General features: G+C 68.0%; 23 protein-coding genes. 11 read left to right on the top strand and 12 right to left on the bottom strand.

Annotation, left to right across the window (positions count from 1 at the left end; all coding sequences use genetic code 11):
- Window positions 1-56 precede the first annotated feature (56 nt).
- A complete protein-coding gene (locus tag LPA46_RS01600; protein ID WP_230891078.1) occupies window positions 57-1,418 on the top strand; it encodes a GntP family permease in 1,362 nt (453 codons plus the stop codon).
- Window positions 1,419-1,567: 149 nt separating this feature from the next.
- Here the strand turns inward: LPA46_RS01600 and LPA46_RS01595 are convergent, their stop codons facing one another.
- From LPA46_RS01595 to LPA46_RS01580, 4 genes are all read right to left on the bottom strand, one after another.
- Complete coding sequence (locus LPA46_RS01595) at window positions 1,568-2,959, bottom strand: glycerate kinase type-2 family protein (protein ID WP_230891077.1); 1,392 nt, start codon at window positions 2,957-2,959, stop codon at window positions 1,568-1,570.
- Between the two features lie 108 nt (window positions 2,960-3,067).
- A complete protein-coding gene (locus LPA46_RS01590; protein WP_230891076.1) occupies window positions 3,068-3,883 on the bottom strand; it encodes an SDR family oxidoreductase in 816 nt (271 codons plus the stop codon).
- A gap of 50 nt (window positions 3,884-3,933) precedes the next feature.
- Window positions 3,934-4,746 carry an endonuclease V gene (locus tag LPA46_RS01585; RefSeq protein WP_230891075.1) on the bottom strand — a complete coding sequence of 271 codons (813 nt, stop codon included), beginning with the start codon at window positions 4,744-4,746 and terminating at the stop codon, window positions 3,934-3,936.
- Between the two features lies 1 nt (window position 4,747).
- The gene (locus LPA46_RS01580; RefSeq protein WP_230891074.1) at window positions 4,748-5,707 is read right to left on the bottom strand and encodes a rhomboid family intramembrane serine protease; all 960 of its coding nucleotides are present in this window, start codon (window positions 5,705-5,707) and stop codon (window positions 4,748-4,750) included.
- Window positions 5,708-6,248: 541 nt separating this feature from the next.
- Between LPA46_RS01580 and LPA46_RS01575 the strand changes: the two genes are divergently transcribed.
- Genes LPA46_RS01575 through LPA46_RS01565 form a run of 3 tightly spaced genes read left to right on the top strand, consistent with a single transcriptional unit; the run spans window position 6,249 to window position 8,868 of the window.
- On the top strand, window positions 6,249-6,683 hold the full coding sequence (locus LPA46_RS01575) for a DUF5788 family protein (RefSeq protein ID WP_230891073.1): 435 nt from the start codon (window positions 6,249-6,251) through the stop codon (window positions 6,681-6,683).
- A complete protein-coding gene (gene polX / locus LPA46_RS01570; protein ID WP_230891072.1) occupies window positions 6,680-8,434 on the top strand; it encodes a DNA polymerase/3'-5' exonuclease PolX in 1,755 nt (584 codons plus the stop codon). Before LPA46_RS01575 ends, polX begins: the two co-directional genes overlap by 4 nt.
- Window positions 8,431-8,868 (top strand): Mut7-C RNAse domain-containing protein, encoded by a 438-nt coding sequence (locus tag LPA46_RS01565; RefSeq protein ID WP_330166312.1) that lies wholly within the window; start codon window positions 8,431-8,433, stop codon window positions 8,866-8,868. The genes polX and LPA46_RS01565 overlap by 4 nt, the downstream gene beginning before the upstream one ends.
- Here LPA46_RS01565 and LPA46_RS01560 read toward each other — a convergent pair whose 3' ends face one another.
- On the bottom strand, window positions 8,869-9,777 hold the full coding sequence (locus tag LPA46_RS01560) for a DUF7139 domain-containing protein (RefSeq protein ID WP_230891071.1): 909 nt from the start codon (window positions 9,775-9,777) through the stop codon (window positions 8,869-8,871).
- Window positions 9,778-10,022: 245 nt separating this feature from the next.
- Between LPA46_RS01560 and LPA46_RS01555 the strand changes: the two genes are divergently transcribed.
- Both LPA46_RS01555 and LPA46_RS01550 read left to right on the top strand, forming a co-directional pair.
- Window positions 10,023-10,307, top strand: coding sequence for a DUF5789 family protein (locus LPA46_RS01555; protein WP_230887728.1), 285 nt, complete (start codon window positions 10,023-10,025; stop codon window positions 10,305-10,307).
- A gap of 69 nt (window positions 10,308-10,376) precedes the next feature.
- Window positions 10,377-10,838 carry a DUF302 domain-containing protein gene (locus LPA46_RS01550; RefSeq protein ID WP_230891070.1) on the top strand — a complete coding sequence of 154 codons (462 nt, stop codon included), beginning with the start codon at window positions 10,377-10,379 and terminating at the stop codon, window positions 10,836-10,838.
- On the opposite strand, the gene LPA46_RS01545 is transcribed toward LPA46_RS01550, so the two are convergent.
- The 3 genes from LPA46_RS01545 to nreA form a co-directional block, all read right to left on the bottom strand.
- Window positions 10,809-11,633, bottom strand: a complete 825-nt coding sequence (locus LPA46_RS01545) for a CPBP family intramembrane glutamic endopeptidase (protein ID WP_230891069.1) — start codon at window positions 11,631-11,633, stop codon at window positions 10,809-10,811. The genes LPA46_RS01550 and LPA46_RS01545 overlap by 30 nt on opposite strands.
- A gap of 69 nt (window positions 11,634-11,702) precedes the next feature.
- Entirely contained in the window at window positions 11,703-11,918 is a 216-nt protein-coding gene (locus tag LPA46_RS01540; protein ID WP_230891068.1) for a hypothetical protein, read from the bottom strand.
- Between the two features lie 50 nt (window positions 11,919-11,968).
- Window positions 11,969-13,234, bottom strand: a complete 1,266-nt coding sequence (gene nreA, locus LPA46_RS01535) for a DNA repair protein NreA (RefSeq protein ID WP_230891067.1) — start codon at window positions 13,232-13,234, stop codon at window positions 11,969-11,971.
- A gap of 221 nt (window positions 13,235-13,455) precedes the next feature.
- Here nreA and LPA46_RS01530 point away from each other — a divergent pair, with 221 nt between their 5' ends.
- Window positions 13,456-13,593: a hypothetical protein gene (locus LPA46_RS01530; protein ID WP_230887732.1), complete on the top strand. Its 138-nt coding sequence runs from the start codon at window positions 13,456-13,458 to the stop codon at window positions 13,591-13,593.
- Between the two features lie 3 nt (window positions 13,594-13,596).
- Here the strand turns inward: LPA46_RS01530 and LPA46_RS01525 are convergent, their stop codons facing one another.
- Window positions 13,597-16,083, bottom strand: coding sequence for a DNA topoisomerase I (locus LPA46_RS01525; protein WP_230891066.1), 2,487 nt, complete (start codon window positions 16,081-16,083; stop codon window positions 13,597-13,599).
- A gap of 258 nt (window positions 16,084-16,341) precedes the next feature.
- Between LPA46_RS01525 and LPA46_RS01520 the strand changes: the two genes are divergently transcribed.
- Window positions 16,342-16,626 carry a hypothetical protein gene (locus LPA46_RS01520; RefSeq protein WP_230891065.1) on the top strand — a complete coding sequence of 95 codons (285 nt, stop codon included), beginning with the start codon at window positions 16,342-16,344 and terminating at the stop codon, window positions 16,624-16,626.
- Here LPA46_RS01520 and LPA46_RS01515 read toward each other — a convergent pair whose 3' ends face one another.
- Both LPA46_RS01515 and gatB read right to left on the bottom strand, forming a co-directional pair.
- Window positions 16,627-17,031 (bottom strand): GNAT family N-acetyltransferase, encoded by a 405-nt coding sequence (locus tag LPA46_RS01515; RefSeq protein ID WP_230891064.1) that lies wholly within the window; start codon window positions 17,029-17,031, stop codon window positions 16,627-16,629. It abuts the gene before it with no gap.
- Between the two features lie 55 nt (window positions 17,032-17,086).
- Window positions 17,087-18,562 carry an Asp-tRNA(Asn)/Glu-tRNA(Gln) amidotransferase subunit GatB gene (gatB, locus tag LPA46_RS01510; RefSeq protein WP_230891063.1) on the bottom strand — a complete coding sequence of 492 codons (1,476 nt, stop codon included), beginning with the start codon at window positions 18,560-18,562 and terminating at the stop codon, window positions 17,087-17,089.
- 132 nt (window positions 18,563-18,694) lie between these two features.
- Here gatB and LPA46_RS01505 point away from each other — a divergent pair, with 132 nt between their 5' ends.
- Genes LPA46_RS01505 through LPA46_RS01495 form a run of 3 tightly spaced genes read left to right on the top strand, consistent with a single transcriptional unit; the run spans window position 18,695 to window position 23,681 of the window.
- Window positions 18,695-18,982, top strand: coding sequence for a DUF7518 family protein (locus LPA46_RS01505; RefSeq protein ID WP_230891062.1), 288 nt, complete (start codon window positions 18,695-18,697; stop codon window positions 18,980-18,982).
- Between the two features lie 18 nt (window positions 18,983-19,000).
- Entirely contained in the window at window positions 19,001-22,573 is a 3,573-nt protein-coding gene (gene smc / locus LPA46_RS01500; RefSeq protein WP_230891061.1) for a chromosome segregation protein SMC, read from the top strand.
- Window positions 22,566-23,681, top strand: a complete 1,116-nt coding sequence (locus LPA46_RS01495; RefSeq protein WP_230891060.1) for a segregation and condensation protein A — start codon at window positions 22,566-22,568, stop codon at window positions 23,679-23,681. The genes smc and LPA46_RS01495 overlap by 8 nt, the downstream gene beginning before the upstream one ends.
- Here LPA46_RS01495 and LPA46_RS01490 read toward each other — a convergent pair.
- The gene (locus LPA46_RS01490; RefSeq protein ID WP_230891059.1) at window positions 23,678-24,385 is read right to left on the bottom strand and encodes a DUF7504 family protein; all 708 of its coding nucleotides are present in this window, start codon (window positions 24,383-24,385) and stop codon (window positions 23,678-23,680) included. The genes LPA46_RS01495 and LPA46_RS01490 overlap by 4 nt on opposite strands.
- Window positions 24,386-24,449 lie beyond the last annotated feature (64 nt).

Below are 24,449 nucleotides of genomic sequence, written 5' to 3'. Positions count from 1 at the left end.
CTGAACGATGCCGGGGGAGGTAATTTTATACGTATTAATTGTATGAGACCGGTTGCATGTTGTCAGGAATTCCGCTGGTACTGTTGCTCTTGGCGGCAGTCGCGTTCATCATCGTCGCCACCGCGAAACTGAACCTGCACGCGTTTCTCGCGCTGCTCATCGCGGCGTACGGCACGGCGCTCGTCGCGGGCGTCGACCCGGCCGAAGCTGCCTCCCTCGTCACGGACGGGTTCGGCGGCGTCCTCGGGTACATCGGCATCGTGATTCTCGCGGGGACCATCATCGGCACCGCGCTCGAACGCTCCGGCGCGGCGATCGTCATCGCGGAGTCGATTCTCGGGGTCGTCGGCGAGGAGTACACGACCGAGGTGATGGCGATCACGGGGAGCATCGTCAGCATCCCCGTGTTCTGTGACTCCGGATTCGTCATCCTCTCCGGGCTGAACCGCTCGCTGGCCGAGCGCTCCTCGCTCTCACTGTCCACGCTCGGCGTCGCGCTCGCCGGCGGCCTCTACGTCACTCACGTGTTCGTCCCGCCGACGCCCGGACCCATCGCCGCGGCGGGGATTCTCGGCGCGGACATCGGTCTCGTGATGCTCGCGGGACTCGTCGTGAGCGCCCCCATCGTGTTCGTCGCGTCGGCGTGGGCCAACCGGGTCGCGTCTCGGTTCCACATCGACCCGGCGCCCGAGATGACCATGGAGGACATCAAGGCGGAGTACGGCTCGCTGCCGTCCCCCGCGGCGTCGTTCGCGCCGCTGGTCGTCCCCATCGCGCTCATCGCGCTCGGGAGCATCGCGGCGTATCCGGAAGCCGAGAATCCGGAACTCGTCACCGGCGCGCTCCAGCGCTGGCTGCTGTTCATCGGCGACCCCGCGGTCGCGCTCCTCATCGGCGTGTTCATCTCGTTCGTGGTGGTTCCCGAATTCACGACCGACATCACCGACGAGTGGGTGAGCGAGGGCATCAAGAAGGCCGCCGTCATCCTCGCCGTGACCGGTGCCGGTGGCGCGTTCGGCGAAGTGCTCGGCGCGCTCCCGCTCGAACAGTTCGTCACGGACACGTTCGGCGGCCTGGGCATCGGCCTGCTCGCCGCGTTCGTCGTCGCGGCTGCGATGAAGACCGCGCTCGGCTCCTCGACGGTTGCCATCCTGACGACCGCCAGCCTCATCGCGTCGCTGCTCGACCCGCTCGGTCTCGCGACCCAGTGGGGGCGGGTCTTCGCGGTGCTCGCCATCGGTGCGGGGAGCATGACCGTCAGTCACGCGAACGACTCCTACTTCTGGATCATCACGGAGTTCACGGACATGGAGGCGGCGACCGCCTACCAGGCGTGGACGCTCGGGACGCTCGTGCTCGGCGTCGCCAGCATCATCTGGATTCTCGTCGTCCAGAACATCGTCGGCCTGGTGCTGTAGCGGCCACCACTCAGCCGGCGTTCACCACGCGATTCGTGCAACCGTCCCCAGTCGACGGGGGCCAAACGCGTCTCAGCACACAGCTGGCAACCAGACGACAGCGCCACCGACGGCAGCGCCATAACCAGAAAGCCAGCTAGTCGGCTCAGTCAGGAGTCGTCCTCGACGACCAGCACCCGGAGGTCGTTGACGTTCGTGCCAGTCGCGCCCGTCTGAATCAGTTCGCCTCGTTCCCGGAGGAACGGTGTGACGTCGTTGTCGGCGAGCGCCGCGCGGGCTGCATCGGCGTCCTTCTCGCCGACCGTGTCGGCGTCGACGACGGCGCCCGCGGCGTCGGTCGCACCGTCGATGCCGTCGGTGTCGACGGCCGCCAGCGTCACGCCGTCGATGTCCAGTTCTGCGGCGGCGCTGGTGGCGAACTCCTGATTCGGCCCGCCCTCGCCGTCGCCGCTGACCGTCACCGTCGTCTCACCGCCCGAGAGGACGACCGCCGGCGCCGGGACGGGGTTGTCGGTCGCGACCACCTCCTCGGCGACCGCGACGTGGGTCTTGGCGGCCTCGCGGGCCTCCCCGCGGACGCTCGCGGAGAGAATCATCGTCTCGTACCCCCGCTCGGCGGCGACCTCGCGGGCGGCGGCGAGTGCGGTGGACCCGTTCGCCAGGACGTAGTTGGTGACGCGGTCGAACACGGAATCGCCACTCGTCGGCGTCTCCGCGACGTCTACAGGACCGTCAGTCGATGCCTGCGCGTCTCGACAGTCGGCCGCGCGGTCGCCCCGGTCAGCGCCGCGACGGAGTCGCGACTCCACGCGTTCGGGGACCGCCACGTCGTAGGCTTCGAGGACTTCGACGGCGTCCGCGAACGTCGAGTCGTCCGGTGCGGTCGGCCCGCTACCGATGACGCTCTGGTCGTCGCCGTTCACGTCGCTCAACAGCAGCCCCACCACCGTTCCGGGCGCGGCGGCGCGAGCGAGCTGTCCGCCCTTCAGCGCGGAGAGGTGCTTCCGGACGGCGTTTATCTCGTGGATGGTCGCGCCGGACGCGAGCAGTTCGTCGGTCGTCGCCTGGAGGTCCGCGAGCGTGACGTCTCCGGCGGGCGCCGGGAGGAGGGCGCTCCCGCCACCGGTGACCACCGCCAGCACGAGCGTGTCCTCGGTCGCAGACTCGGCGAGATCGAGGACGGTGCTCGCTCCCGCGACGCCGCGCTCGCTCGGTACCGGATGGTCGCCCGGCAGGACGTCGACGTACTCGGTCGAAGTCGGGTCGTCAGTGACGACAGCTCCGCGGTCGAGCCGGTCGCCGAGCACGTCCTCGAGGGCGGCCGCGACGTACCCGGCGGCGTTCCCGCCACCGACGACCACGACCTCGGTATACTCGCGCAGGTCGTACTCGTCGTCGAGTACGGACAGTGTGTTTCCAGAACGAGTGACGGCCTCGCGGACGACCGACTTCGGGTGCGCCGCTCGAATCCCCGCCTCGACACACGCGAGTGCGGTGTCCCGGCCCTCGGTCGTCGCCAGCTCCTCCCGGTTCCGTATCATCAGGATAGTTCTGACGCGGGGCCACGCGGGCAAGACGATTCCGGTTGCTGTGACGACTGCCGGACACCAGTCGCCGAGGAGTCCCCCGTTGCCCGTCTCGACGAGTAGTCAGGCGAACCGCTGGAGCAGCCGGTAGCCGGCGTCCAGCCAGCGGTCGGGGAGGAAGCGCGCGAGCACGCCGACGCGACCCGGCGTCCCGACGGGGTACCGGGACTTGGGGTCGGGGCTGACCGCGGCTTCCGTGATTACTGCTGCAACTTTCTCCGGTGGGACGGCACCGACGCCGTTGACCGCGCTGGCGTCCTCGAAGAACGAGTAGAGCTTCTCGTAGGCGCCGCTGCGGTCCAGGCCCTCGATTTCTGCTTCGGCGCGCTCCGAGAACGAGGTTTCGACCGGGCCGGGTTCGACGATAGCGACGTCGACGTCGTAGGGCGCGACTTCCGCGCGGAGCGCGTCGCTCATCCCTTCGAGCGCGAACTTCGAGCCGTTGTACGCGCCCATCCCCGGGGTCGCGACGCGCCCGGCGACGCTGGAGACGTTGACGATGGTGCCGTCCTCTCGCTCGCGCATGTGCGGGAGCGCGGCGCGAATCAGGCGGTGCGGGCCGTAGACGTTCACGTCGAACTGCCGGTGGAGTTCCCGCGTCGGCACGTCCTCCAGCGGTCCGAGTTGGGCGTAGCCGGCGTTGTTCACGAGACAGTCCAGCCGGCCGTGTTCTTCGACGACCTCGTCGACGACGTTGCGGCACTGCGCGGGCTTCGTGACGTCGATTTCGGCAGTCTCACAGCCCTCGTCGGCGAGCGCCGCGAGGTCGTCGGTGTCCCGGGCGGTCGCGACGACCGTCCACTCCTCGGCGAGCAGCGACCGGGCGGTCGCCGCGCCGATGCCCGACGAACACCCCGTCACGAGTGCGACCTTCTCCATGCCCGATTGGTCGTGGCCCCGGCAGTTAAAGGGTCGAGTCGTCGCCGCAGTCAGTCCTTCAGGTCGTCGGCGTACGCGTCCGCGAGCCGCGTCGGCGCGGGGAGTTTGTAGCCCGTGCAGGTCGCCTCCACGACGTCCACGGTGGTTTCGGCGCTGACGCGGTGGCCCGGGCTCACGATGAGCGGGTTGACGTGGCGCTTCTCGGGGTTGGGGTACTGCCGGGACTGGAAGGCGTATCCGACGACGGTGCCGTCGGGTGCGTCCATCGAGTCGTCGGCCTCGATGGCGACGCGAGCACCCTCCGGCAGCGGCTCGTCCAGTGGTTCGCGAGGCGTCCCACAGAGCAAGTTCTTCGCGACGCCCACCGCGGGCACGTCGAAGAGCACGCCCACGTGCGTCGCGAGCCCGGCTTGCCGGAAGTGGATGCGGCCGCTCCCGTCGAGCACGAGCACGTCCGGCTCCACGGAGAGCGACTCGAGCGCGTCCACGATGGCGTCACCCTCGCGGAACGCCAACAGTCCCGGAATGTAGGGCACTTCCAGTTCCGCGCGGCCAGCGGCGCGCTCGACGACGCGGCCGTCCCGAATCGCGACCGCGGCGCTCACGGAGTAGTCGTCCCCGACGAACGCCTGGTCGACGCCGACGACCACGGGCGCGTCGCTGTCGGTGAGCGTGACCTGTTCGCCGACGCTCCCCGCAGCAGTCGGCGCGTCCGTCGGCGACTCGTCCAGTTCGATGTCTGCGACGTCGAAGCCGAAGTCGTCCTCGAAGGACGCCGTCGCCGCTATCTCGCGCTGGAGGGCCTCCATCGCCTCGTGGGAGCGGTCCGGGTCCGGGAGGAACTCGGGGCGAACGACCTCCATGTCAGGGACGCCGGCGGCCGGGACCGCCCGGGCCGCCCGGCCCACCGGGGCCGCCGAATTGGAGTTGCTTGGGTGCCCGCTCGCCCTCGCGCTTGAGCTTCACGCCGTACAGCAGGCCGATGCCGAGGCCGGCGAGGTGCGCGAACTGCGCGACGCCGCCCGCGCCGATGCCGCCGCCGACCGTCGAGACGAAGATGGAGTAGCCCGCGAACAGCAGGGTCGCGAGCCACAGCGGCATCGGGATGATGAAGTAGAGGTAGATGCGGAGGTTCGGGTTCAGTACCGTGAGCACGCCCATCAGCGCCGCGATGGCACCGCTCGCGCCGAGCACCGCGGAGCCGTTCTGCGTGAGCACGAGCGGCACGCCGAGCACGTCCGGGTTCATCAGCAGCGTCGCGCCGACCTGCGCGAGGCCCGCGAGCGCGCCTGCGACCACGAACAAGCCGACGAGTTTCGTGGAGCCGATGCGCTTCTCGACCACGGGGCCGAAGAAGTACAGCACGATGCTGTTCAACACGATGTGGCCGAAGCCGCCGTGCGCGAACACGGACGTCACCCACGTCCAGACGGCCAGCGGCTCCGTCGTGTTGATGGTGAAGATGTTGAACCACTGCTGGCTGTACGCCTCCACGCCGAGCGCGGGCGCGACCGCGTACTGCAGCACGAACGTCAGCCACATCACTGCGAGCAGCGCGAACGAGACGTTCCCGCGGAAGTAGCCGAGCACGCCACCCGGTCCCGTGTCCACGGGCACCTTCGCCGCGAGCCCGCCGCTATTCTGGGATTGGCTCACGCTGTCGTCGAACCCGCTGTCGAAGACGCCGCCGGGGTCGTTCCACTCGTCGAGGCCCGGACAGTCGTGGTTCTCCGGGAGCCTGTGGGACGAACAGAACGTGCCGCCGCAGAGCCGACACTGGTACGGCATCGACTCCTGCTCGCCACACCGGTCACACGTCGCCATTACCGGCGGTTGGGTGGGCGCGTGGTTATCGTTTTGGGTCTCGGGCTTCCGTACGGATTGTTTCGCGGGCAACGGCTTTGTTACGTACGACGGCTCCGGTACCTGCGAGGATTTCGTTGTCTACAACGGCTTTTCTGTCGACGACACCTCGAAAGCCCCGGCTCGCTGAACCGTCCGCGGCTCGCTGCGCTCCAGTAGGTGCTTGCTTCGCCGGGGCCGGGTTCAGCGAGCCGCCCCTTTCAGTCCCGGAAGACTCACTACGTTCGTCTTCCGACCCTCGCGAACGCCCCGCGTTCGCTCAGTCCTCCCGTAGCCGGTTGGACAGCCGGTAACGGGTGGGACTGAAAGGGGCGAGGCTGTAGACGAAGGCAGGCGAAGTAAGCACCACAGGGAGCGAAGCGACCGAGGAGCGCAACGAGCCTCCCGAGTCTACAGCCTCGGGGCTTTCTATACCTGGGTGGAAGCAAGCCCAGAGCCGAATAGTTCGAATTCGAGTCGAAGTAGCCGGGGGGCTTTTGCGGGAGCCGGCGGTAACACGAGTATGCGCGAGTTCGAGCGGAAGCAACTCCTCGAGCGCGTCGACCGGGAGGCGGCGACGGTGGGGGCGTCGATTCCGGACACGCTCGACGTGCAGGGCGAGGAGTTCGAGTTACGGGAGTTCGTCTTCGAGGTGAAGAAGCTCGATTCGGTGCCGGCCGAGCGCCGCGAGGACGTCGAGGAAGCGAAGAAGCTGCTGCGGCGGGAGCGCCTGCAGCGCCGCGAGCGCCTCGAGGAGGGGTACATCACGCGCGAGGAGGGCGAGGAAGTCGTGAACGCCATCATCGGCATCGAGCGGGCGCTGAACGCCCTGGAGTCGCTGGGGACGACGAGCATCGAGGCGGAAATCGAGGCGAGCGAGCGCGCGGACAAGAAGCGCTGGTTCTCGTTCCTGAAGGAGGCGCTGGGCCACGACAACGAGGAGGGCATCAAGCGATGAGCCGGAACAACGAGGTCGCGAGCGTGCTCGAGGAGTACGCCGACCTGCTGGAGGCCCAGGACGTCGGTTACAAGCCGAACACGTACCGGCGCGCGGCGTCGAACATCCGGGACTACCCGGAAGCCGTCGAGGACCTCGCGGCCGAAGGCACGGACGCGGTCCAGAAGATCGACGCGGTCGGAGAGTCCATCGCGTCGAAGGTCGTGGAGTACGTCGAGACCGGCGAAATCGAGGAGTTGGAGGAGGAACGCGAGAAACTCCCGGTGGACATCGAGCAGTTGACGTCCGTCGAGGGGGTCGGGCCGAAGACCGTCAAGAAGCTCTACGACGCGCTCGGTGTGCAGACGTTGGACGACCTCGAGGAGGCGGCTCGCGCGGGCGAGATTCAGGAAGTCGAGGGGTTCGGGCCGAAGACCGAGCAGAACATCCTCGACCACATCGGGTTCGCGCGGCAGGCCCAGGAACGCGAACTCCTCGGGAACGGCCGCCCCATCGCGGAGGACGTACGGTCGTTCCTCGCGGACCTCGACGCCGTCGAGCGCGTGGAGGTCGCGGGGTCGACGCGGCGGTGGCGCGAGACCATCGGCGACGTGGACGTGCTCGTCGCCAGCGACGCTGGCGAGACGGTCGGGGAGGCGCTGACGGAGTGGGACCGCGTGGACGAGACGCTCGATCTGGGGCCGACGAAGACGAGCGTGCGGTCGAACCAGCTCCGCATCGACCTCCGCGTGGTGGTCGACGAGGAGTTCGGGGCGGCGCTGCAGTACTTCACGGGCAGCAAGGACCACAACATCACGCTGCGCAACCACGCCATCGACCAGGGCAAGAAGGTCAACGAGTACGGCGTCTTCGACGTCTCGGACGTCGACGACCCGGATGCGGGCCAGCGCGTGGGCGAGCGGCTCGCCAGCGAGACCGAGGAAGCCGTCTACGACGCGCTCGGCCTGCCGTTGATTCCGCCGGAGGTGCGCGAGGACCGCGGCGAGGTCGACGCCGCCGCCAGCGGCGACCTCCCGGACTTAATCGAGGAGGGCGACGTGCGCGGCGACGTGCACGCGCACACGGACTGGTCGGACGGCGACCTCACGGTCCGCGAGATGGTCGAGGGAGCCGCCGACTTCGGCCACGACTACGTCGCTATCACCGACCACGCGGAGGGCCCGGGCGTGTTCGGGGATAGCGGGCTCTCCGACGCGGACGTCCGCGAGCAGGTCGACGAAATCGAGGCCGCACGCGAGGAGACGGATATCACCGTCTTCCACGGCATCGAAGCGAACGTCGACACTGACGGGAACGTCGTCGAAGTCAGCGACGACGTGCTCGCGGACCTCGACGTCGTGGTCGCGAGCCCGCACAGCGGCCTCGGCGAGGACGGCGGCGACCAGACCGAGCGCCTGATTGCGGCCGTCGAACACCCACACGTCGACATTCTCGGGCACCCCTCCGGACGGCTCATCAACGACCGCCCAGCGATGGAGTTCGACCCCGAAGCGCTCGCGGAGGCCGCCGCCGAGGCCGGTACCGCGCTCGAAATCAACAGCAACCCACACCGCCTCGACCTCTGGGGGAGCGTCGTCCAGACGGCCGTCGACGCGGGTGCGACGATATCAGTCAACACGGACGCGCACTCCACCAGCGAGTACGACTACATCGAGTACGGCGTCCACACAGCGCGCCGCGGCTGGGCGGAAGCCAGCGACGTGTTGAATACTCGGGACGCGGACGGCGTCCGCGAGTTCCTCGACTCGTGAAACTGCTGCTGGACGCGATGCTCGGCAGCCTCGCGCGCATGCTGCGAATGTGCGGGCACGACGCCGCGTACTGTCTGGACCGGGGCGTTGAGGCCGACGACGCGATTCGTGACCTCGCCGCCCGCGAGGACCGCGTGCTCGTCACGCGGGACCGCGAACTCGCCGAGCGAGCGCCCGAGAGCATCCTCGTCGAGTCCAAAGACGTCGACGACCAACTCCGCGAAGTCGCCGCCGCGGGCGTGGACCTGACACCGACGCCGGGCGAGCGCTGCGGCGCGTGCAACGGCGAACTCCACGAGGTCGAAGGAGAGACAGAAATTCCGGAGTACGTCCCCGACGACGCGTTGCCCGTCTGGCGGTGCGAGGACTGCGGGCAGTACTTCTGGGAGGGCAGTCACTGGGACGACGTCGAGAAGCGGCTCGCAGCACTGTAACTACTGGTCGTTGCGCTCCCACCACTCGCAGGCTTCCATGTCGTCCATCTCCTCCTCGTAGAGCCCGCAGTACGGCTGCATGCCGTCGTTTCCGGCGTACTCGAAGTGCCCGCAGTTCCCGCAGTACTTGTCCGGCGTCGGGCCGCCCGCGGAGGGCGAGGCGTCGCCGTCGAGCGGCGAGGAGATGTCGTCGGTGGCCGCGCCGCCGTCCGAGACGGAGGGGGACGCGCCGGCCGTCGACTCTGTCTGCGTGGCCGGGGACGACGGCTTCGGTTCGGAGGCGTTCGCGCGAGTGCGCTCGTCGGGGTCCTCGACGCCGCCGAAGACGCCGACGCCGCCGAAACTCCCGGACGCGAGTTTCTCGCGGGCGCTCTCGACGTCGTCCGCGGGCACCTCGACGGTGTGCGTCTCGCCGTCCTTCGTGACGGTGAGCGTGACGCTGCCGCCCGGGTCGTTGCGCGTCTTGAACGTCGCGACCGCGGTGAACAGACACCAGAACGTCGTGACGACGCCGGCCGCGTAGACGAGCACGAACGCCAGCGTCGCCGTCGACGGGACGCCGCCCGAATTCGGGACGTAGAGATACGGGTACGTCGCGCGGAACAACATCACGCCGAGGACGGTCAGCCCCGCACCGACGGCTGCAGCAGCACGCTGAACGCGGCTCGCGGGCAGCACGGTGAAGATGCCGACGAACACCGCGGGGACGCCCAACCCCGCGAGGATGCCCGCGATTTCCCGGCTCTCGTACTGCCCGAAGCCGTTGTTGATGAGGAGCCCCGTCGCGCCCGCGAGAATTCCCCCGACGACGAGCAGCGCGCCCGCGGCGAACAGGCCGGTGCCGAGGTAGACGCGCCGCTGGCTGGCCTCGCCCGCGCGCCGGTCGTAGGTCTCCCCCAGGCTGGTCATGCGTGCCCGTTAGACGTGCAGGGTAAAAACAGTACGTCAGACGTTCGACCGCGCGAGCGAGTGGAAGCGGGATGCTAGTCCTGGGTTGTTCTGGTCGTTGGAGGCACGCTGCTCGCGGGTCGGTCTGGTCGCTAGACGAGCACGCTGCTCGCGGGTCACTTCGTTCCCCGCTCGCCACAACGTGGCCTCCCGCTGGTCGGCCACGCTCCGAAAGGTTGAATCCACGCCCCCTCGAATCGCCGTGTATGGCTGACGAGACCGACGAGGACGAGGAACCCGCCGTCGAACTCGGCGAGGGCGAGCCGGTCGAGGGCGCGCCGCTGTCGCGCGTGGCGTCCCGACTGACGTGGGCCCAGCAGAAGAGCGAGGTCGCCCGCAAGGAGGGCGATTCGGTCGTCCGAACGCCCGACGGCCCCCAGAAACTCGAAGCGCTCCTCGAAGACGTCGACATCACGTACTTCGAGACGCGCCGCGAGTTCGAGGACGCCGTCCGCGAGGTCGTCGGCACCGGTCCCGTGCCGACCGAGTAGTCACGGACGAAACCGGCGACGGCCGACGGCTCGCCGGGCTTTATTTTCGCGGCGCTCGGACTTCCGGGCATGCTGCCAATCGACCCCAGCGACATCGACCCCGAGGATTACGGCGAGGAGCAGGCCGTGCTGGCGATGGACCACGAGGAAGCCGTCGAGCACGTCCGCGAGGCGTTCTCCGAGGCCGGCTTCGGGTTCCCCGCGGAGTTCTCGCCGTCGGACCTCCTCAACGAGAAGGTCGACGCGGACCGCGACCCCTACTACGTGCTGGGCGCGTGCAACCCCGAGGTCGCAGACAAGGCGCTGGACGCAAGCGACAACAGAATCGGCGCGCTGTTCCCGTGCAACGTCGTCGTCTGGCAGGAGGAACCCGGCAAACAGCGCGTCTACCACGTCTCCATCATGCGCATCGCGCGGTTGCTCGGGATGGCGCCCGACGACGAGACGTGGGACGAAATCGTCGCGGAGACCGGCGAGTACGTCGAGGAAGCGTTCTCGAACCTACAGGAGAGCGGCGAACACGGCGAATAGTCCGGTTCCAGTGTCCCCGCCGGTGGGGGCGAACGCCTGGATGGTGAACAGCGTCGCGTTGTAGAGCCCGTGGCAGAGCGCGGGGACGACGAGGTTCCGGGTGCGCTCGTAGACGAACCCGAACACGAGACTCGGCACCGTGAGGATGCTGATGGTGAGCGCGGCCGCTTGCGGACTCCCGGACAGCGACAGGATGTGGGCGGGCGCGAACATCGCGGTGGCGAGGACGATTGCTCCCGCCGCGGAGAAGTGCCGGCGCAGCGACCCCTGGATGATGCCGCGGAACAGCAGCTCCTCGCCCGGCCCGATGAGCAGCAGGGACGCGGGAATCATCCACAGGAGCAAGCCGCTCTCTGCGGCGGCTTGTGCGCCCTCGTTCGTCGCCGGTTCGGTCGCGAAGGCGGACGTGATGACGACCAGCGTTGCGAGCACGAGGACGAACGCGGTGAGGTAGCCGCCCACCACGTACCCGAGGTCTCGGAGCGACGGAACGGAGACCGGCACGAAGTCGAAGGAGAGCCCCGAGAACCGGATGTAGGCGTACGCGACCAGGCCGAACCCGATGCCCTGCAAGCCGACGAGCCCGAGCACGAGGAGCGCGGACGTCGTGAGTTCGAAGCCGAGCGCGACCCAGACGCCCATCAGGACCAGTGAGACGGCGAGACCGACGACGAACCCGAGGACGGCGACGCCGAACGCGACGAGCACGGCGCGCAGTTTCGACCCGGACGGTGTCGCGTCGCCGTCGTCGGGAGACGGCGAGGACGCGTCCGCGTTAGTGGAGAGCGAATCCATGCACGGCCGTTCGTCGCGGGTGTCGAAAAACCCCGGGGCTGTAGCCGCGCGCGGCGGCGCGCTGGCCGGCTACTCCTCGTCGCGGTCGCGGAGTTCTTCGCGGAGCGCGTCGACTTGCCCTTCGAGGTTGGCGACGCGGTCTTCGAGGTTGCTCGTCGAGGAGCGGCTGAGGGCGCGAACGACGGCGAGGACGACGTAGCCGACGGAGACGAGTACGACGATGTTCAGGAAGATAACTGCGAACTCCATACCACCGGGGAGGCCGCCGACGAATGCAGGGATCATGGTGGGACTGTTCGCCCGGCTGCGGGATAAACGAACCCCCGAATCGCGGGCTACGAGAACTCCGAGAGGTCGCTCTGGACGCCCGCGACCATGCTGGACTTGCGGCGCAGCGCCCCGAGCGAGACGGGGAGGTGGTCGACGACCTCGCGGACCGCACCGTGGAACGACTGGCTCTCGCCCGGCTCGGTGTCGAAGGCGTTCCGGACGCTCTCGCGGACCTGCCAGACGCCGACGGGTGCCCAGTAGTCGTCGCTGACCTCGCGGAGCACGAGCGCCTTCGCCTGCCGGCCGATGCTGTCGAGGTGTTCGAGCACGCCGAGCCGGGACGCGTAGTACGCGCCCGCGGTCTCGTCGACGTAGCCCGAGCGCCCCTCGTAGCCCTCGCTGGCGGACGCCATCCAGATGTCGCCCGCGGGGTCGGGGTTCCAGATGCTGCCCGGGGCCTTCATCTCCACGAGCTCGTACTCCCACGAGCCGGGGGCGAGCACCACCCAGTAGCGGTTGCCCATGTACTCGTTGACGTGGACGGTGACGCGGTTCACGCTCGGGTTGTCCCGAATCTTCCCGCGGAGGAACTGCCCAATCGTGTCGTCGACGGCCGTAATCGACCATCGGGTCGGGACGAGCCGGCGGTGGTCGGCCTGCCCGAGCGCGCCCACGGAGAGCACGCGGTTGATGTCGTAGACGTCGAAGCCGCGGCGGTAGAGGTACGTCATCGCGCCCTCCGCCGCCCAGTCGTCGTCCTCGAGGGTCTTCTCGACGTAGCGCGGCACGTGGGGGTTCTCGGTGAGCGCCGCGGACTCGGCGCTCGCGTTCGGCCCAGAGGGAGCGTTCGCCGCGGGGTTCGTGTACTCGCTGGCGTCGAAGTCCGGCGTGTCGGAGAGCCCGATTTCGACGTCCACGGGCCGGTCGGCCATCGCGACCTCGCGCTGCGTGCCGACGAAGCCGTCCCAGACGTCGTGGACGTTCACGTTCGCGGAGCGCCGCGAGTTCAGCAGGCCCGTCCGGTACTGGAGGACGTTGTCGATGTCCAGACCCTGCTGGTACCACTCGCCGCTGGTCGCGTACTCCTCGGGGTCCGCGCCGCCCGCGACTGGCGAGAGAATCCCCGCGGAGACGTTCGGATACGACGACCTGCCGACGAACACCGACGGCGCGGTCGCGCCGACGAGCGTGTCCCCCTGTACGGCGGACTCGAAGCCGGATTCGACGTCGTCGAGGTAGTCCAGCACCTCGTAGGACTTCTCCTCGGCGAGCTGGCGTCGCTGGACCGACTCGTCGGGCTGGAGTCCCTCGATGTAGTCGTCGAGACGCACGACTGCTACTTGCGCGGGCGTCTACTTACCCGCTTCGCCGCGCACACGAAACATCCCCCAGGCAGCTACAGATATAGTAATCAGTCGTTCCGGTAATAGCGTGAAAAGGACTCCATACGAGCAACAATATCCATATTTACAGTAGTACGTACGATTCTATTCTCGAATTGCCAACGCTCGCCAAAATCTATTTATGCCTTCGATGTGTGGTAACGTGTATCATGAGCGTCGTGGAACAGCTCCGGCAACGCGTGGAGGACTCGCCCACCGAATTCGAGTGCGGGATTTGCGCGGCCCGCTACGAGCGCCAGCGGTTGAACTGCCCCGCGTGCGGGAGCGGCGAGTTCAGAGAAGCCTGACCGCTAGTCCGCCTGCGCCTGCCACTCGCGGACGTTCTCCTCGCTGACGCCCGACACCGTCTCGGCGAGCTCGTCGGCGTCCGCGCTCGCCAGGTCGCCGACGTCCTCGATGCCCGCTTCTTCGAGTTTCTCCGCCGTCGCGGGGCCGATGCCGTCCAGCGCCTCGACGCCCTGCTTGCGCTGTCGCTCCTGGTACTCCTCGTAGTTGCAGATGGGACACCCCAATTCCCACGGCTCGTCGTCGTCGCCGTCGTGGACGACGAGTTCGGGGAGGTCGTGCTCGTCGCAGTAGGTGTCGGTAATCTCGATGTCGCCGCGACGCGGCAGGGGGAGCGAGTAGTCGCAGTCCGGGTAGCGCGTGCAGCCGACGAGCCGGCTGCCGGTCTGGAGTTGTTTGATGGCGAGTTCGCCACCCTCCTCGTCGCCGCATTCGGGGCACGCGCCGATGACGCGGTCCTCGCTCTCCTCGGCCTCCTCGGCCGCGCAGAGCGGGCAGCCGTGGACGAACGTGTCCCGGCCCGCGAGCATCTTTACCTCGTGGAGCCCGTGCTCGTCGCAGGTCTCCTCCAGGACGAGCGGTTCGCCCGTGGAGGGCAGCGGGAGCGTGAACCGACACTCGGGGTAGCCGTCGCAGCCCACGAAGTACGAACCCGTACGGGAGCGCCGCACGAGTAGCGTGTCGCCGCACTCGGGGCACTCCCCGAGCGTCTTGTCCGCCTTCAGGGAGTCGCGGAGGTGGTCGCCGATTTCCTCCCGGGAGTCGGTGAGTTCGTCGAAGACGCGGTCCAGAATCTCGCGGGACTCCGCGGTGACCTCGTCGAGGGACTTCTCGCCCTCGGCGATGGCGGTCATGTCGCCCTCCAGTTCGCTGGTCATCTGCTCGCTGACCACGAGGTCGGCGTACTCCTCGGCGGCCTCCACGACCGCCTTCGCCAGCGTCGTCGGCCGCGGCGGGTCGCCCTCGATGTAGCCGCGGTCGTAGAGCTTCTCGATGGTGTTGTGACGCGTGGACTTCGTCCCGATGCCCATGTCCTCCATCGTCTCGATGAGCCGGCTCTGCCCGTACCGGCGGGGCGGCTGCGTCTGCTTGGCCTCCATCCGGGGGTCGGTGAGGTCGAGGTGTTCGCCCTCGTCGACGTCCGGCACGTAGTTCTCGGTCGTGTTGAAGTACGGATAGACCGCGTGATAGCCCTCTTCGAGGAGGCGCTTGCCGTTCGCCTTCAGCGACTCGCCGTCGGCGTCCGCGACGACGCGCAGGTGCTCCCAGACGGCGGGCTCGGCGAGCGTCGCGAAGAACCTCCGCACGACGAGCTCGTACACCTCCCACTCGTCCTCGGAGAGCTTGTTCCGGTCGGGGAAGTCCGGCGTCGGGTGAATCGGCGGGTGGTCGGTCGTCTCCTCGTCTCCCTCCGTCGGCGAGAGGTCGTCCCGCTCGAGCAGCATCTCGGCGTCGTCGCCGAATATCGTCTGCTCGAACTCGCCGAGCAGGTCGCGCTCGTCCAGGTCCTCGGGGTAGACGGTGTTGTCCGTCCGCGGGTACGTGATGTAGCCCGCCGTGTAGAGGTCCTCGGCGATGCTCATCGCGCGACCCGCAGAGTACCCGAGGGAGCCAGCAGCGCGGATGTACTGCGTGGTGTTGAACGGCGCTGGCGGGTCGTCGCTGCGGGTGCGCCGCGACACCGACTGCACGACCGCTTCGCCGGCCTCCCGGAGCACCGCGAACGCGCGCTCGGCGGCGTCCTCGTCCCAGACGCGCTCGGCCTCGTTACCGTCCTCGCCCTCGTAGAAGTACTGCGCCTCGAACGTCGTGTCGTCTTTCGCGAGGTCAGCGAACAGCTCCCAGTAGTCGTCGGGCTCGAACGCCTCGATTTCGCGCTCCTTGTCCACGATGAGTTTCAGCGTCGGGGACTGCACCCGACCCACCGAGATGAAGTCCTCTCCCATCTGCCGGGCGGACAGCGAGAGGAACCGCGTGAGCGCGGCCCCCCACACGAGGTCGATGATTTGGCGGGCCTCGCCCGCCGCGGCGAGGTCGAAGTCCACGTCGTCGGGGTCCGCGAACGCGGACTTGACCTCGTTGTCCGTAATCGAGGAGAAGCGCACGCGCTGGATGGGCGCCTCCTCGTTGACCTCGCGGACGAGCTCGTAGGCCTCCTTCCCGATGAGCTCGCCCTCGCGGTCGTAGTCCGTCGCGATGACGACGCTGTCGGCCTCGCGAGCGAGGCGCTGGAGCGCGTTCACGATGTCCTCCTGCGTGGGCTCTTTCACGACGTCGGCGTGCACGAGTTCGGCGGGCTCGACGTCCCGCCAATCGGAGTACTCGGGCGGGAAGTCGACGCCGACGACGTGGCCGGAGAGTCCGATGCAGCGGCGGCCCCCCCACTCGTAGACGTTGACGCCCGCGGTCGTGTCGGTGCTTTCCCCTCCCTCCGAGAGGATGTCGGCGATGCGTCGCGCGGCGTTGTTCTTCTCTGTGACGATGAGTTCCACGGTGTACCTCCACCTGCCGGGGTGGTCTTGGAGACGGATACGCCGCTACCGCGGGTAAAGATTTCGGGACCGAGAACCGCAAGCAAGCGACGGGACAAGGCGCGCTCGCGCCTGCCCACGAGTGCGGGTACTCGCGCGGCGTGCGAGCACGCGCAACGACTAACCCCGCCGCGGTTCGAGTAGCGGCATGGTTTAACGACGCGTGAATCGCTGGGTGGCGTCTTCCTCCTCGTCGTCGGCGTCGGCGGCTTCGCCCTAATGTTCCCGCCGTCGCTGCTGCTCGGTGTCCAGATGGCGTTGCTCGCGGTCGCCGGCGCGCTGTTCGTCGCGGCCGGCGTGACGGATCGCGTGCGCTGGTCGCTGCTCGCGGGCGTCGGGAACGTCGCGCTCGGCGCCTCGCTGGTCGTCTCCGGTGTCACGACGCTCGACGACGCCGAGACCAGCGACTACTTCTATGCCGTCGCGGTCGGCGTCGGCGGCCTCACGCTCGCAGCCATCGGCGTGCTCTACGTCGTCGAGCACGACGCCTTCGACACCGCGTAGCTACGCCCGGTAGAACATTCCCTTCGACGCGGGCCGCGTCTCCTCGAAGCCCCACTGCTCGTAGAAGCCGTCGACGTCCGCCATCAGGTTCACGTACGCGCTCTCCGGCGCGTGCTCGTCGACGTAACTCATTATCGCGTCCATCATCCGGGAGCCCAGGCCCTGTCGCTGGTGGTCGGGGTGGACGGCCATGTCGCAAATGTGGTAGACCGAGCCGCCGTCGCCGACGATGCGCGCCATTCCCACGGTCTCGCCGGACGACTCCTCGACTATCGTCACGCCGTACACGGAGTTCGGGAGGCCGCGCTCGACGCCCTCGCGGGAGCGCTCGGCCATCCCGGCGGCCGCGCGGAGTTCCCGGAAGCGCTCGGGCGTCGGGAGTTGCTCGCGGAGTTCGTACGCCATACCGGGAGTGACGACAGCGAGAAGAAAGCCGTGTCGGTGCCGACAGCGCGCGTCGCTACTCCAACTGCTCGCGCAGCAGTTCGTTCACCTGGCCGGGGTCGGCGCTCCCGCCGGTCTTCTGCATCACCTGGCCGACGAGGAAGTTCAGCGCACCTCCCTCGCCCGCGTAGTAGTCCTCGACGGCGTCGGGGTTCTCGTCGATTGCTTCCGCGACCGCGGCCTCGACCTCGCCGCCCGTGGTCTTCCCGAGGTTCTCGGCTTCCACGACCTCGTCGGGCTCGCGCCCCTCGTCGAGCATCTCCCGCAACACGACCTCCTCGGCGTTCTTCGCCGTAATCTCGTCCTCGGCGACGAGGTCCACGAGGCGCGCGAACTCGTCGATGCGGTCGGCGATGTCGCCGACCTCCATGCCGCGGTAGTTGAGTTCGCCGAGGACGTTGTCCGCGACCCACGTCGCCGCCAGGCCGGGGTCGTACTCCTCCGCGAGTTCCTCGAAGAGGTCCGCGACGGCCTTCCGCGACGTGAGTTTGGAGGCTGTTTCGGCGCCGAGGTCGTACTCCTCGCGGAACCGCTCGCGGCGCGCGTCCGGGAGTTCCGGAATCGGAATCTGCTCCTTCCAGTCCGAGACCTCCAGCGGCGGGATGTCCGCCTCCCGGAAGTAGCGGTAGTCCTTCTCCTCCTCCTTCGAGCGCATCGACACCGTGATGCCACGACTCTCGTCCCAGTGGCGGGTCTCCTGTTCGACCTCGCGGCCGCGCTGAATCTGGTTGCGCTGGCGCGTAATCTCGTAGGAGAGCGCCTTCTGTGCGCCCTTGTGGCTGGAGATGTTCTTCACTTCGGTGCGGTTCGCGGCTTCGAGCGCCTCGTCGCTGATGCCGCCCTCGAGCGTGGCGGCGTCGACCATCGAGATGTTGGCGTCCACGCGCAGGCTGCCGTCGCGCTCCGCGTCGAAGATGCCCAGGTACTCGAGGACGTCCGTGAGTTTCGCGAGGAACGCGCGCGCCTCGTCGGCGCTCCGGAAGTCCGGCCGCGTGACGATTTCCATCAGCGGCGTGCCCGCGCGGTTGTAGTCCACGAGCGTGTAGTCGGCGGTGTCGATGCTGCCGCCGACGTGCTGCAGGCTCCCCGGGTCCTCCTCGAGGTGCGCGCGCTCGATGCCGATTTCGTGGCGCTCGTCCTCGACGGTCACCACGAGCTCGCCGTCCTGGCAGATTGGGGCGTCGTACTGCGTAATCTGGAACCCCTTCGGCAGGTCGGGGTAGAAGTAGTTCTTCCGGTGGAAGCGGGTGCGCTCGGGGATGGCCGCGTCGATGGCCTTCCCGAGTTTCACGGCGGCCTCGACGGCCCCCTCGTTCAGCACGGGGAGCGCGCCCGGCAGCCCGAGACACACCGGACACGTGTGCGTGTTCGGCTCCGCGTTGCCGGTGTCGGTCGAACACCCACAGAAGATTTTGGTGTCCGTTTCCAGTTGCACGTGGACCTCCAGGCCGATGACCGCGGCGAGGTCCTGCGTGGCGGCCTGCGTACTCATTACGCCACGATTCGAGGGGTGGCCGCTTAGGACTAACGAAGGGGCCACGCGGGCGGCCCCACGCAACCAACCAGAATTTGTCTGACGCACGTCCGACCTATACTTATCCGTCTCGCGTCCCCTTCAGGACGTATGACTGACGACACCGATGTCGAGGAACTCGAACAGCGCGTCGAAGAACTGGAAGCGACCGTCCGCGGCCTCACCGAGGAACTCGTGGACGCCAGCGAGCGCATCCGCACGCTGGAAGCCGAACTCGACCGCACGCCGAGCACGGAGGAGCTCCGCGAATCCCGCGAGGGCGGCGTCATCGAGCCCGACGACGACCCCGACACCGAGGCAGACGAAGCGACTAAACCTGTGGACGGCGAGGCTGACGACAACGAGGAGTCGGGCCTCGACGACATCATCGTCGCGTAGGCCGCTCCCCTCCCCAGCATGTACATCGACGAAATCGTCCTCCAGAACTTCAAGAGCTTCGCCGGGACGACGCGCATCCCGTTCTACGAGGACTTCACGACGATTAGCGGGCCGAACGGCTCCGGGAAGTCGAACATCATCGACGCGGTGCTGTTCGCGCTCGGGCTCGCGCGCACCTCTGGGATGCGCGCGGAGAAGCTCACGGACCTCATCTACAACCCCAGCCACGAGGGCGAGGACGCGACCGCCGGCCCGAAGGAGGCCAGCGTCGAGGTCGTGCTGAACAACAGCGACGGGACGCTCTCGCGCTCGCAGGTCGAGGCCGCCGCGGGCTCGGAGAAGGTCGGCGACGTGGACACCATCACCGTCAAGCGCCGCGTGAAGCGCACGGACGACAACTACTACTCGTACTACTACCTGAACGGCCGCTCGGTGAACCTCTCGGACATCCGCGACCTGCTCGCGCAGGCGGGCGTCGCCCCCGAGGGGTACAACGTCGTGATGCAGGGCGACGTCACGGGCATCATCAACATGACGCCGGGCGAGCGCCGCGAAATCGTCGACGAAATCGCGGGCGTCGCCGAATTCGACGCGAAGAAGGAGGACGCCTACGCGGAACTGGAGGTCGTCGAGGAGCGCATCAACGAGGCGGACCTGCGTATCGACGAGAAGCGCGAGCGCCTCGAGCAGCTCGAAGACGAGCGCGAGACCGCGCTCGAGTACCAGGGACTCCGCGACGAGAAACAGGAGTACGAGAGCTACGCGAAGGCCGCCGAACTCGAAGAGAAGCGTGACGACCTCGACGCCACGCGCACGGACATCAGCGAGCGCGAGGACGAACTCGACGAACTTCAAGAGGAACTCGACGAGCGCCGCGGCGTCGTCCTCCGCTTGGAGGAGGACCTCGAGGACCTGAACGCGGAAATCGAGCGGAAGGGCGAGGACGAGCAGCTCGCCATCAAGCGCGAGATGGAGGAAGTGAAAGGCGACATCTCGCGCCTCGAGGACAAGGTCGAGGCCGCCGAAGAGCGCATCGAGGCCGCGGAGAACGAGCGCCGGCAGTCGTTCGTGGAAATCGACCGCAAGCAGGAGCAAATCGACGACCTGGAGGGCGACATCAAGGACCTGAAAGTCGAGAAGGCGTCCGTGAAGGCGGACATCCAGCAGCGCGAGTCCGACCTCGCAGACGTCGAGGCGGAAATCGAGTCCGTGGACACCGCGTTCGACGAACTCAAAGCCGAACTCGCCGAGAAGAAAGAGGAGTTGGAGGCCGCCAAGAGCGAGCGCAACGACCTCCAGCGCGAGCAGGACCGCCTGCTGGACGAGGCCAAGCGCCGCTCGGAAGCCGTCGACGAGGCCAAGTCCGACCTCGAGGACGCCCGCGAGCGCCTCCCCGAATTGGACGCGGTGCTGGACGACCTCGAGGACGAACTCGCGAAGGCCAAGCGCAACCGCGAGCAAATCGTGGAGGTTGTCGAGGACCTCAAGCAGGAGAAGCGGGAGCGCCAGGACGACCTCGAGGACGTCGAGGACGACCTCTCCGCCGCGCAGGAGGAGTACGCGCGCCTCGAGGCGCAGGCCGACCAGTCCGGGGATAGTTCGTACGGGAAGGCGGTCACGACGATTCTGAACAGCGACGTCGAGGGCGTCCACGGCACGGTCGGGCAACTCGGCGGCGTCAGCGAGCAGTACGCGACCGCCTGTGAGACGGCGGCTGGCGGCCGCCTCGCGAACGTGGTGGTGGACGACGATGGCACGGGCCAGCGCTGCATCGAGTACCTCAAGCAGCGCAACGCCGGCCGCGCGACGATGCTCCCCATCACGAAGATGCGCCACCGCTCGCTCCCGAGCACGCCGGAGATGCCGGGCGTGGTGGACTTCGCGTACAACCTCGTGGACTTCGACGAGCAGTACGAGCCCATCTTCTCGTACGTGCTCGGGGACACGCTCGTCGTGGAGAACATGGAGACCGCCCGCGACCTGATGGGCGACTTCCGGCTGGTGACGCTCTCCGGCGAACTCGTGGAGAAGTCCGGCGCGATGACCGGCGGGTCGCGCTCTGGCTCGCGGTACTCGTTCTCGAAGTCCGGCAAAGGCCAACTCGAACGGGTCGCCGAGCGCATCCAGCGCCTCGAAGACGAACGCGCCGAGATTCGGGAGGACGTCCGCGAAATCGACGACCGCCTGGAGGACGCCCGGGACCGCCGGCAGGACGCCACCGACCAGGTACGCTCGCTCCAGAACGACGTGGAGGACGCCGAGAGCGAGCGTGAGGACGTCGAAGAGCGCATCGACGACCTCGAAGCGAAAATCGAGGAGCTGCAGGGCGAGCGCGAGGACGTCGACGAGGAGATGCAGGAAATCGAGGCCGACATCTCCGCGAAGCAGGACGAGCTCGCGGCCTTAGAGGACGACATCGCCGAGTTGGAGAGCGAGCTCGCGGACTCGAAGATTCCCGAACTCACCTCGCAGAAGGAGGACATCGAGGCGGACATCGCGGACCTCGAGTCGCGCGTGGATGACCTCGACGGCGAACTGAACAGCCTCCAGTTGGAGAAAGAGTACGCCGAGGACGCCGTGGAGGACCTCCACGACGACATCGAGGAGGCGCAGAACGAGAAGGCCGAACAGGAGGAACGCATCGGCGACCTCCGGGAACAAATCGAGGCCAAAGAAGAGACGCTCGCCGAGAAGGAGGAGGCCGTCGCCGAGTTGGAGGAGGAGTTAGCGGACCTCAAGAGCGAGCGCGAGGACCTCAAGGACGACCTCAAGGAGGCGAAGGCGGCCCGCGACGAGCAGGCCAACGAGGTCGAGAAGGTCGAGAACCGCCTAGAGAGCCTGCGCCGGGCGGAGTCGCGGCTTGCCGACGAAATCGACGACCTCGAAGAGGCCGTCGGCGACTACGACCCCGAGGAGATTCCGGACCTCGACGAAGTCGAGGAGAACGTCGCGCGCCTCGAACGCCAGATGGAGGCGCTCGAACCGGTGAACATGAAGGCCATCGAGGAGTACGACGACGTCGAAGCCGACCTCGACGACCTCGAAGCCAAGCGCGAGACGCTCGTGGAGGAGCGCGACGGCATCCAGGACCGCATCGACCAGTACGACGAGCAGAAGAAGTCGACGTTCATGGACGCCTTCGACGCCATCAACGACCAGTTCCAGCGCATCTTCTCGCGACTCTCGGCGGGCACGGGCGAACTCGAACTGGAGAACCCCGAGGACCCCTTCGAGGGCGGGCTGACGATGAAGGCTCAGCCCGCGGACAAGCCCGTGCAGCGCCTCGACGCGATGAGCGGCGGGGAGAAGTCGCTGACCGCGCTGGCGTTCATCTTCGGCATCCAGCGGCACAACCCCGCGCCGTTCTACGCGCTCGACGAGGTGGACGCGTTCCTCGACGCCGTCAACGCCGACCGCGTCGGCGAACTCGTCGACGAACTCGCCGGGGACGCGCAGTTCGTCGTCGTCAGCCACCGCTCGGCGATGCTAGACCGCTCCGAGCGCGCCATCGGCGTCACGATGCAGGAGGACAACCGCAGCATCGTCACGGGTATCGACCTCTCCGCGCCGGGGGCGACAGCGAATGACTAGGGACAGCCCGGACGAACGCAGTGAGTCCGCGAACGAGCGAGCGGGGAGCACTGCGACCCGCGAGCAGGACGAGCGGAGCGAGTCCGCGGAAAAGGTGAGCGACGACCGGCGGGAGCCGCGAACCGACGGCGGGTCCGACGACGTCCCGCTCGACATCACCGGCCACGAGGACCGGAAGGCCGAGCGGGAGTCCAGCGACGCGGAACCCGACGGCGGACTGACGACTGCGGACGCGCCCGGAGACGACACCGACGACACGCCCGACAGCGCCGCCGAGTTGATTGCACAGTCGCCGGCCGAACCCGAGGCGAACCCCGACGACGAGGTCGAGCCCGTGGAGTTGCTCGTGCAGCTCGCGAAGAACGGGGAAATCGAGCCGTGGGACATCGACATCGTCGCGGTGACGGACAAATTCCTCGAGGCGCTCGACGAGGCCGACCTGCGGACGTCCGGGCGCGCGCTGTTCTACGCGAGCGTCCTCCTGCGGATGAAGAGCGACGTGATGCTCGACGACGGCGACGACGAACCCGAGGAGGAGGAAGTCGAGCGACCGCCGTGGGAAGCACCACCGGCCGAGGCAGACGAGGACGGTCGCCCGGCCTACGACCCCGTGGACGCGCTCGAATCCGAGATGGACCGCCGGCTGGAGCGCAAGCAGGCCCGCGGCAACCCGGAGACACTGGACGAGCTCGTTCGCGACCTCCGGGAGGCCGAGCGCGGGTCGTGGTGGAAAGAGTCGAGGGAGTACGACACCAGCGACTCCCCGAAGGGGTTCCGGCGCGGCGTCCAGGAGTTAGATTACCACTCCGGGGACGAGTTCCGGATGGACGACGAGCCGACCGCCGAGGAGGCGCTCGGGAACGCCCACGAGGAGGACATCGAGGCGACCATCGCGGACGTCCGGACGGTACTGGACGAGAAGTACGGCGGCGGCCGCACGGAAGTGCTCTACGAGGAGGTCGCGGACGCCGGCGAGTCGCGCGTGCAGACGTTCCTCGCGCTCCTGTTTCTCGCGCACCGCGGCTCGGTCACGCTCGAACAGGACGACCTGTTCGGCGACCTCTGGGTCTGCGAGAACGCGGAGACGGAAGCGCCGACGCCGAACTAGAACGCGAACCAGTCGGTGACGCGGCCGGAGTCGTGGAGCCGCCAGCGCTGGCGGACGGTTCCTTCTGCGCCGGTTTCGACGGAGAGCGTCGCGTCGAACAGCGGCTCGACCGTCGCGAGGAGCGCGTCGTCGGCGCTCGTGGAGACGTGGAAGTGGCCCATACCGTCCACACTGCGCACGGAACTCGTGAGGAGGTGGAGGAAGCGGAACAGCCGCTCCTCGGAGACATCGCCCGAGCGCACGGTGTCGAAGAACGGGTCGAGGCCGTCCACGCAGAGTCGGAGCTCGCTGGGGTTGTCGGCGGACTCGGCGACGCGGTCGAAGGCGTCGGTGACGGCGGTGGTGAGCGCCGCGAAGTCGGTGGGGTCGTCGACGCGCTCGTACCACTCGCCGAGCGGCGTCGGGAGGTCGCTCGTACCGGAGGACGCGGCGGCCGCCGAACGTGCGCCCGTCGCGGGCGTGGCGTCCACGACGCCGAGTGTCGAAGGGTCGGTGCGGCGCGGGCTGTGGCGGTCCAGCACCGTCGAGACGTCCGACGACGTCTCGAGGAAGACGTGGCGGCGGTCGAGTTCGGGAGCACCGAGCAGACGCTCGCAGGCGGCGTCGCGGCCAGCGGCGTCGCTGACGACGAGAACGTTGCAGCCGTCGCGCTTCAGCGCCGCGAGCTCGGTCGAGAATGCTTCGGCGTCCGCGTGCTCCCCCATAGTCGACCTAACAAACGCGGGAATGGTATTTACATTTTGGGTCCGCGGCCGCGAATCTTACCGC

Source organism: Halobacterium sp. KA-6 (assembly GCF_021029015.1).
In the GTDB taxonomy this organism is placed as follows: Archaea; Halobacteriota; Halobacteria; order Halobacteriales; family Halobacteriaceae; genus Halobacterium.
The sequence above is the reverse complement of the archived record's forward strand: the minus strand, read 5'-3'. Positions and strand labels throughout refer to the sequence as shown.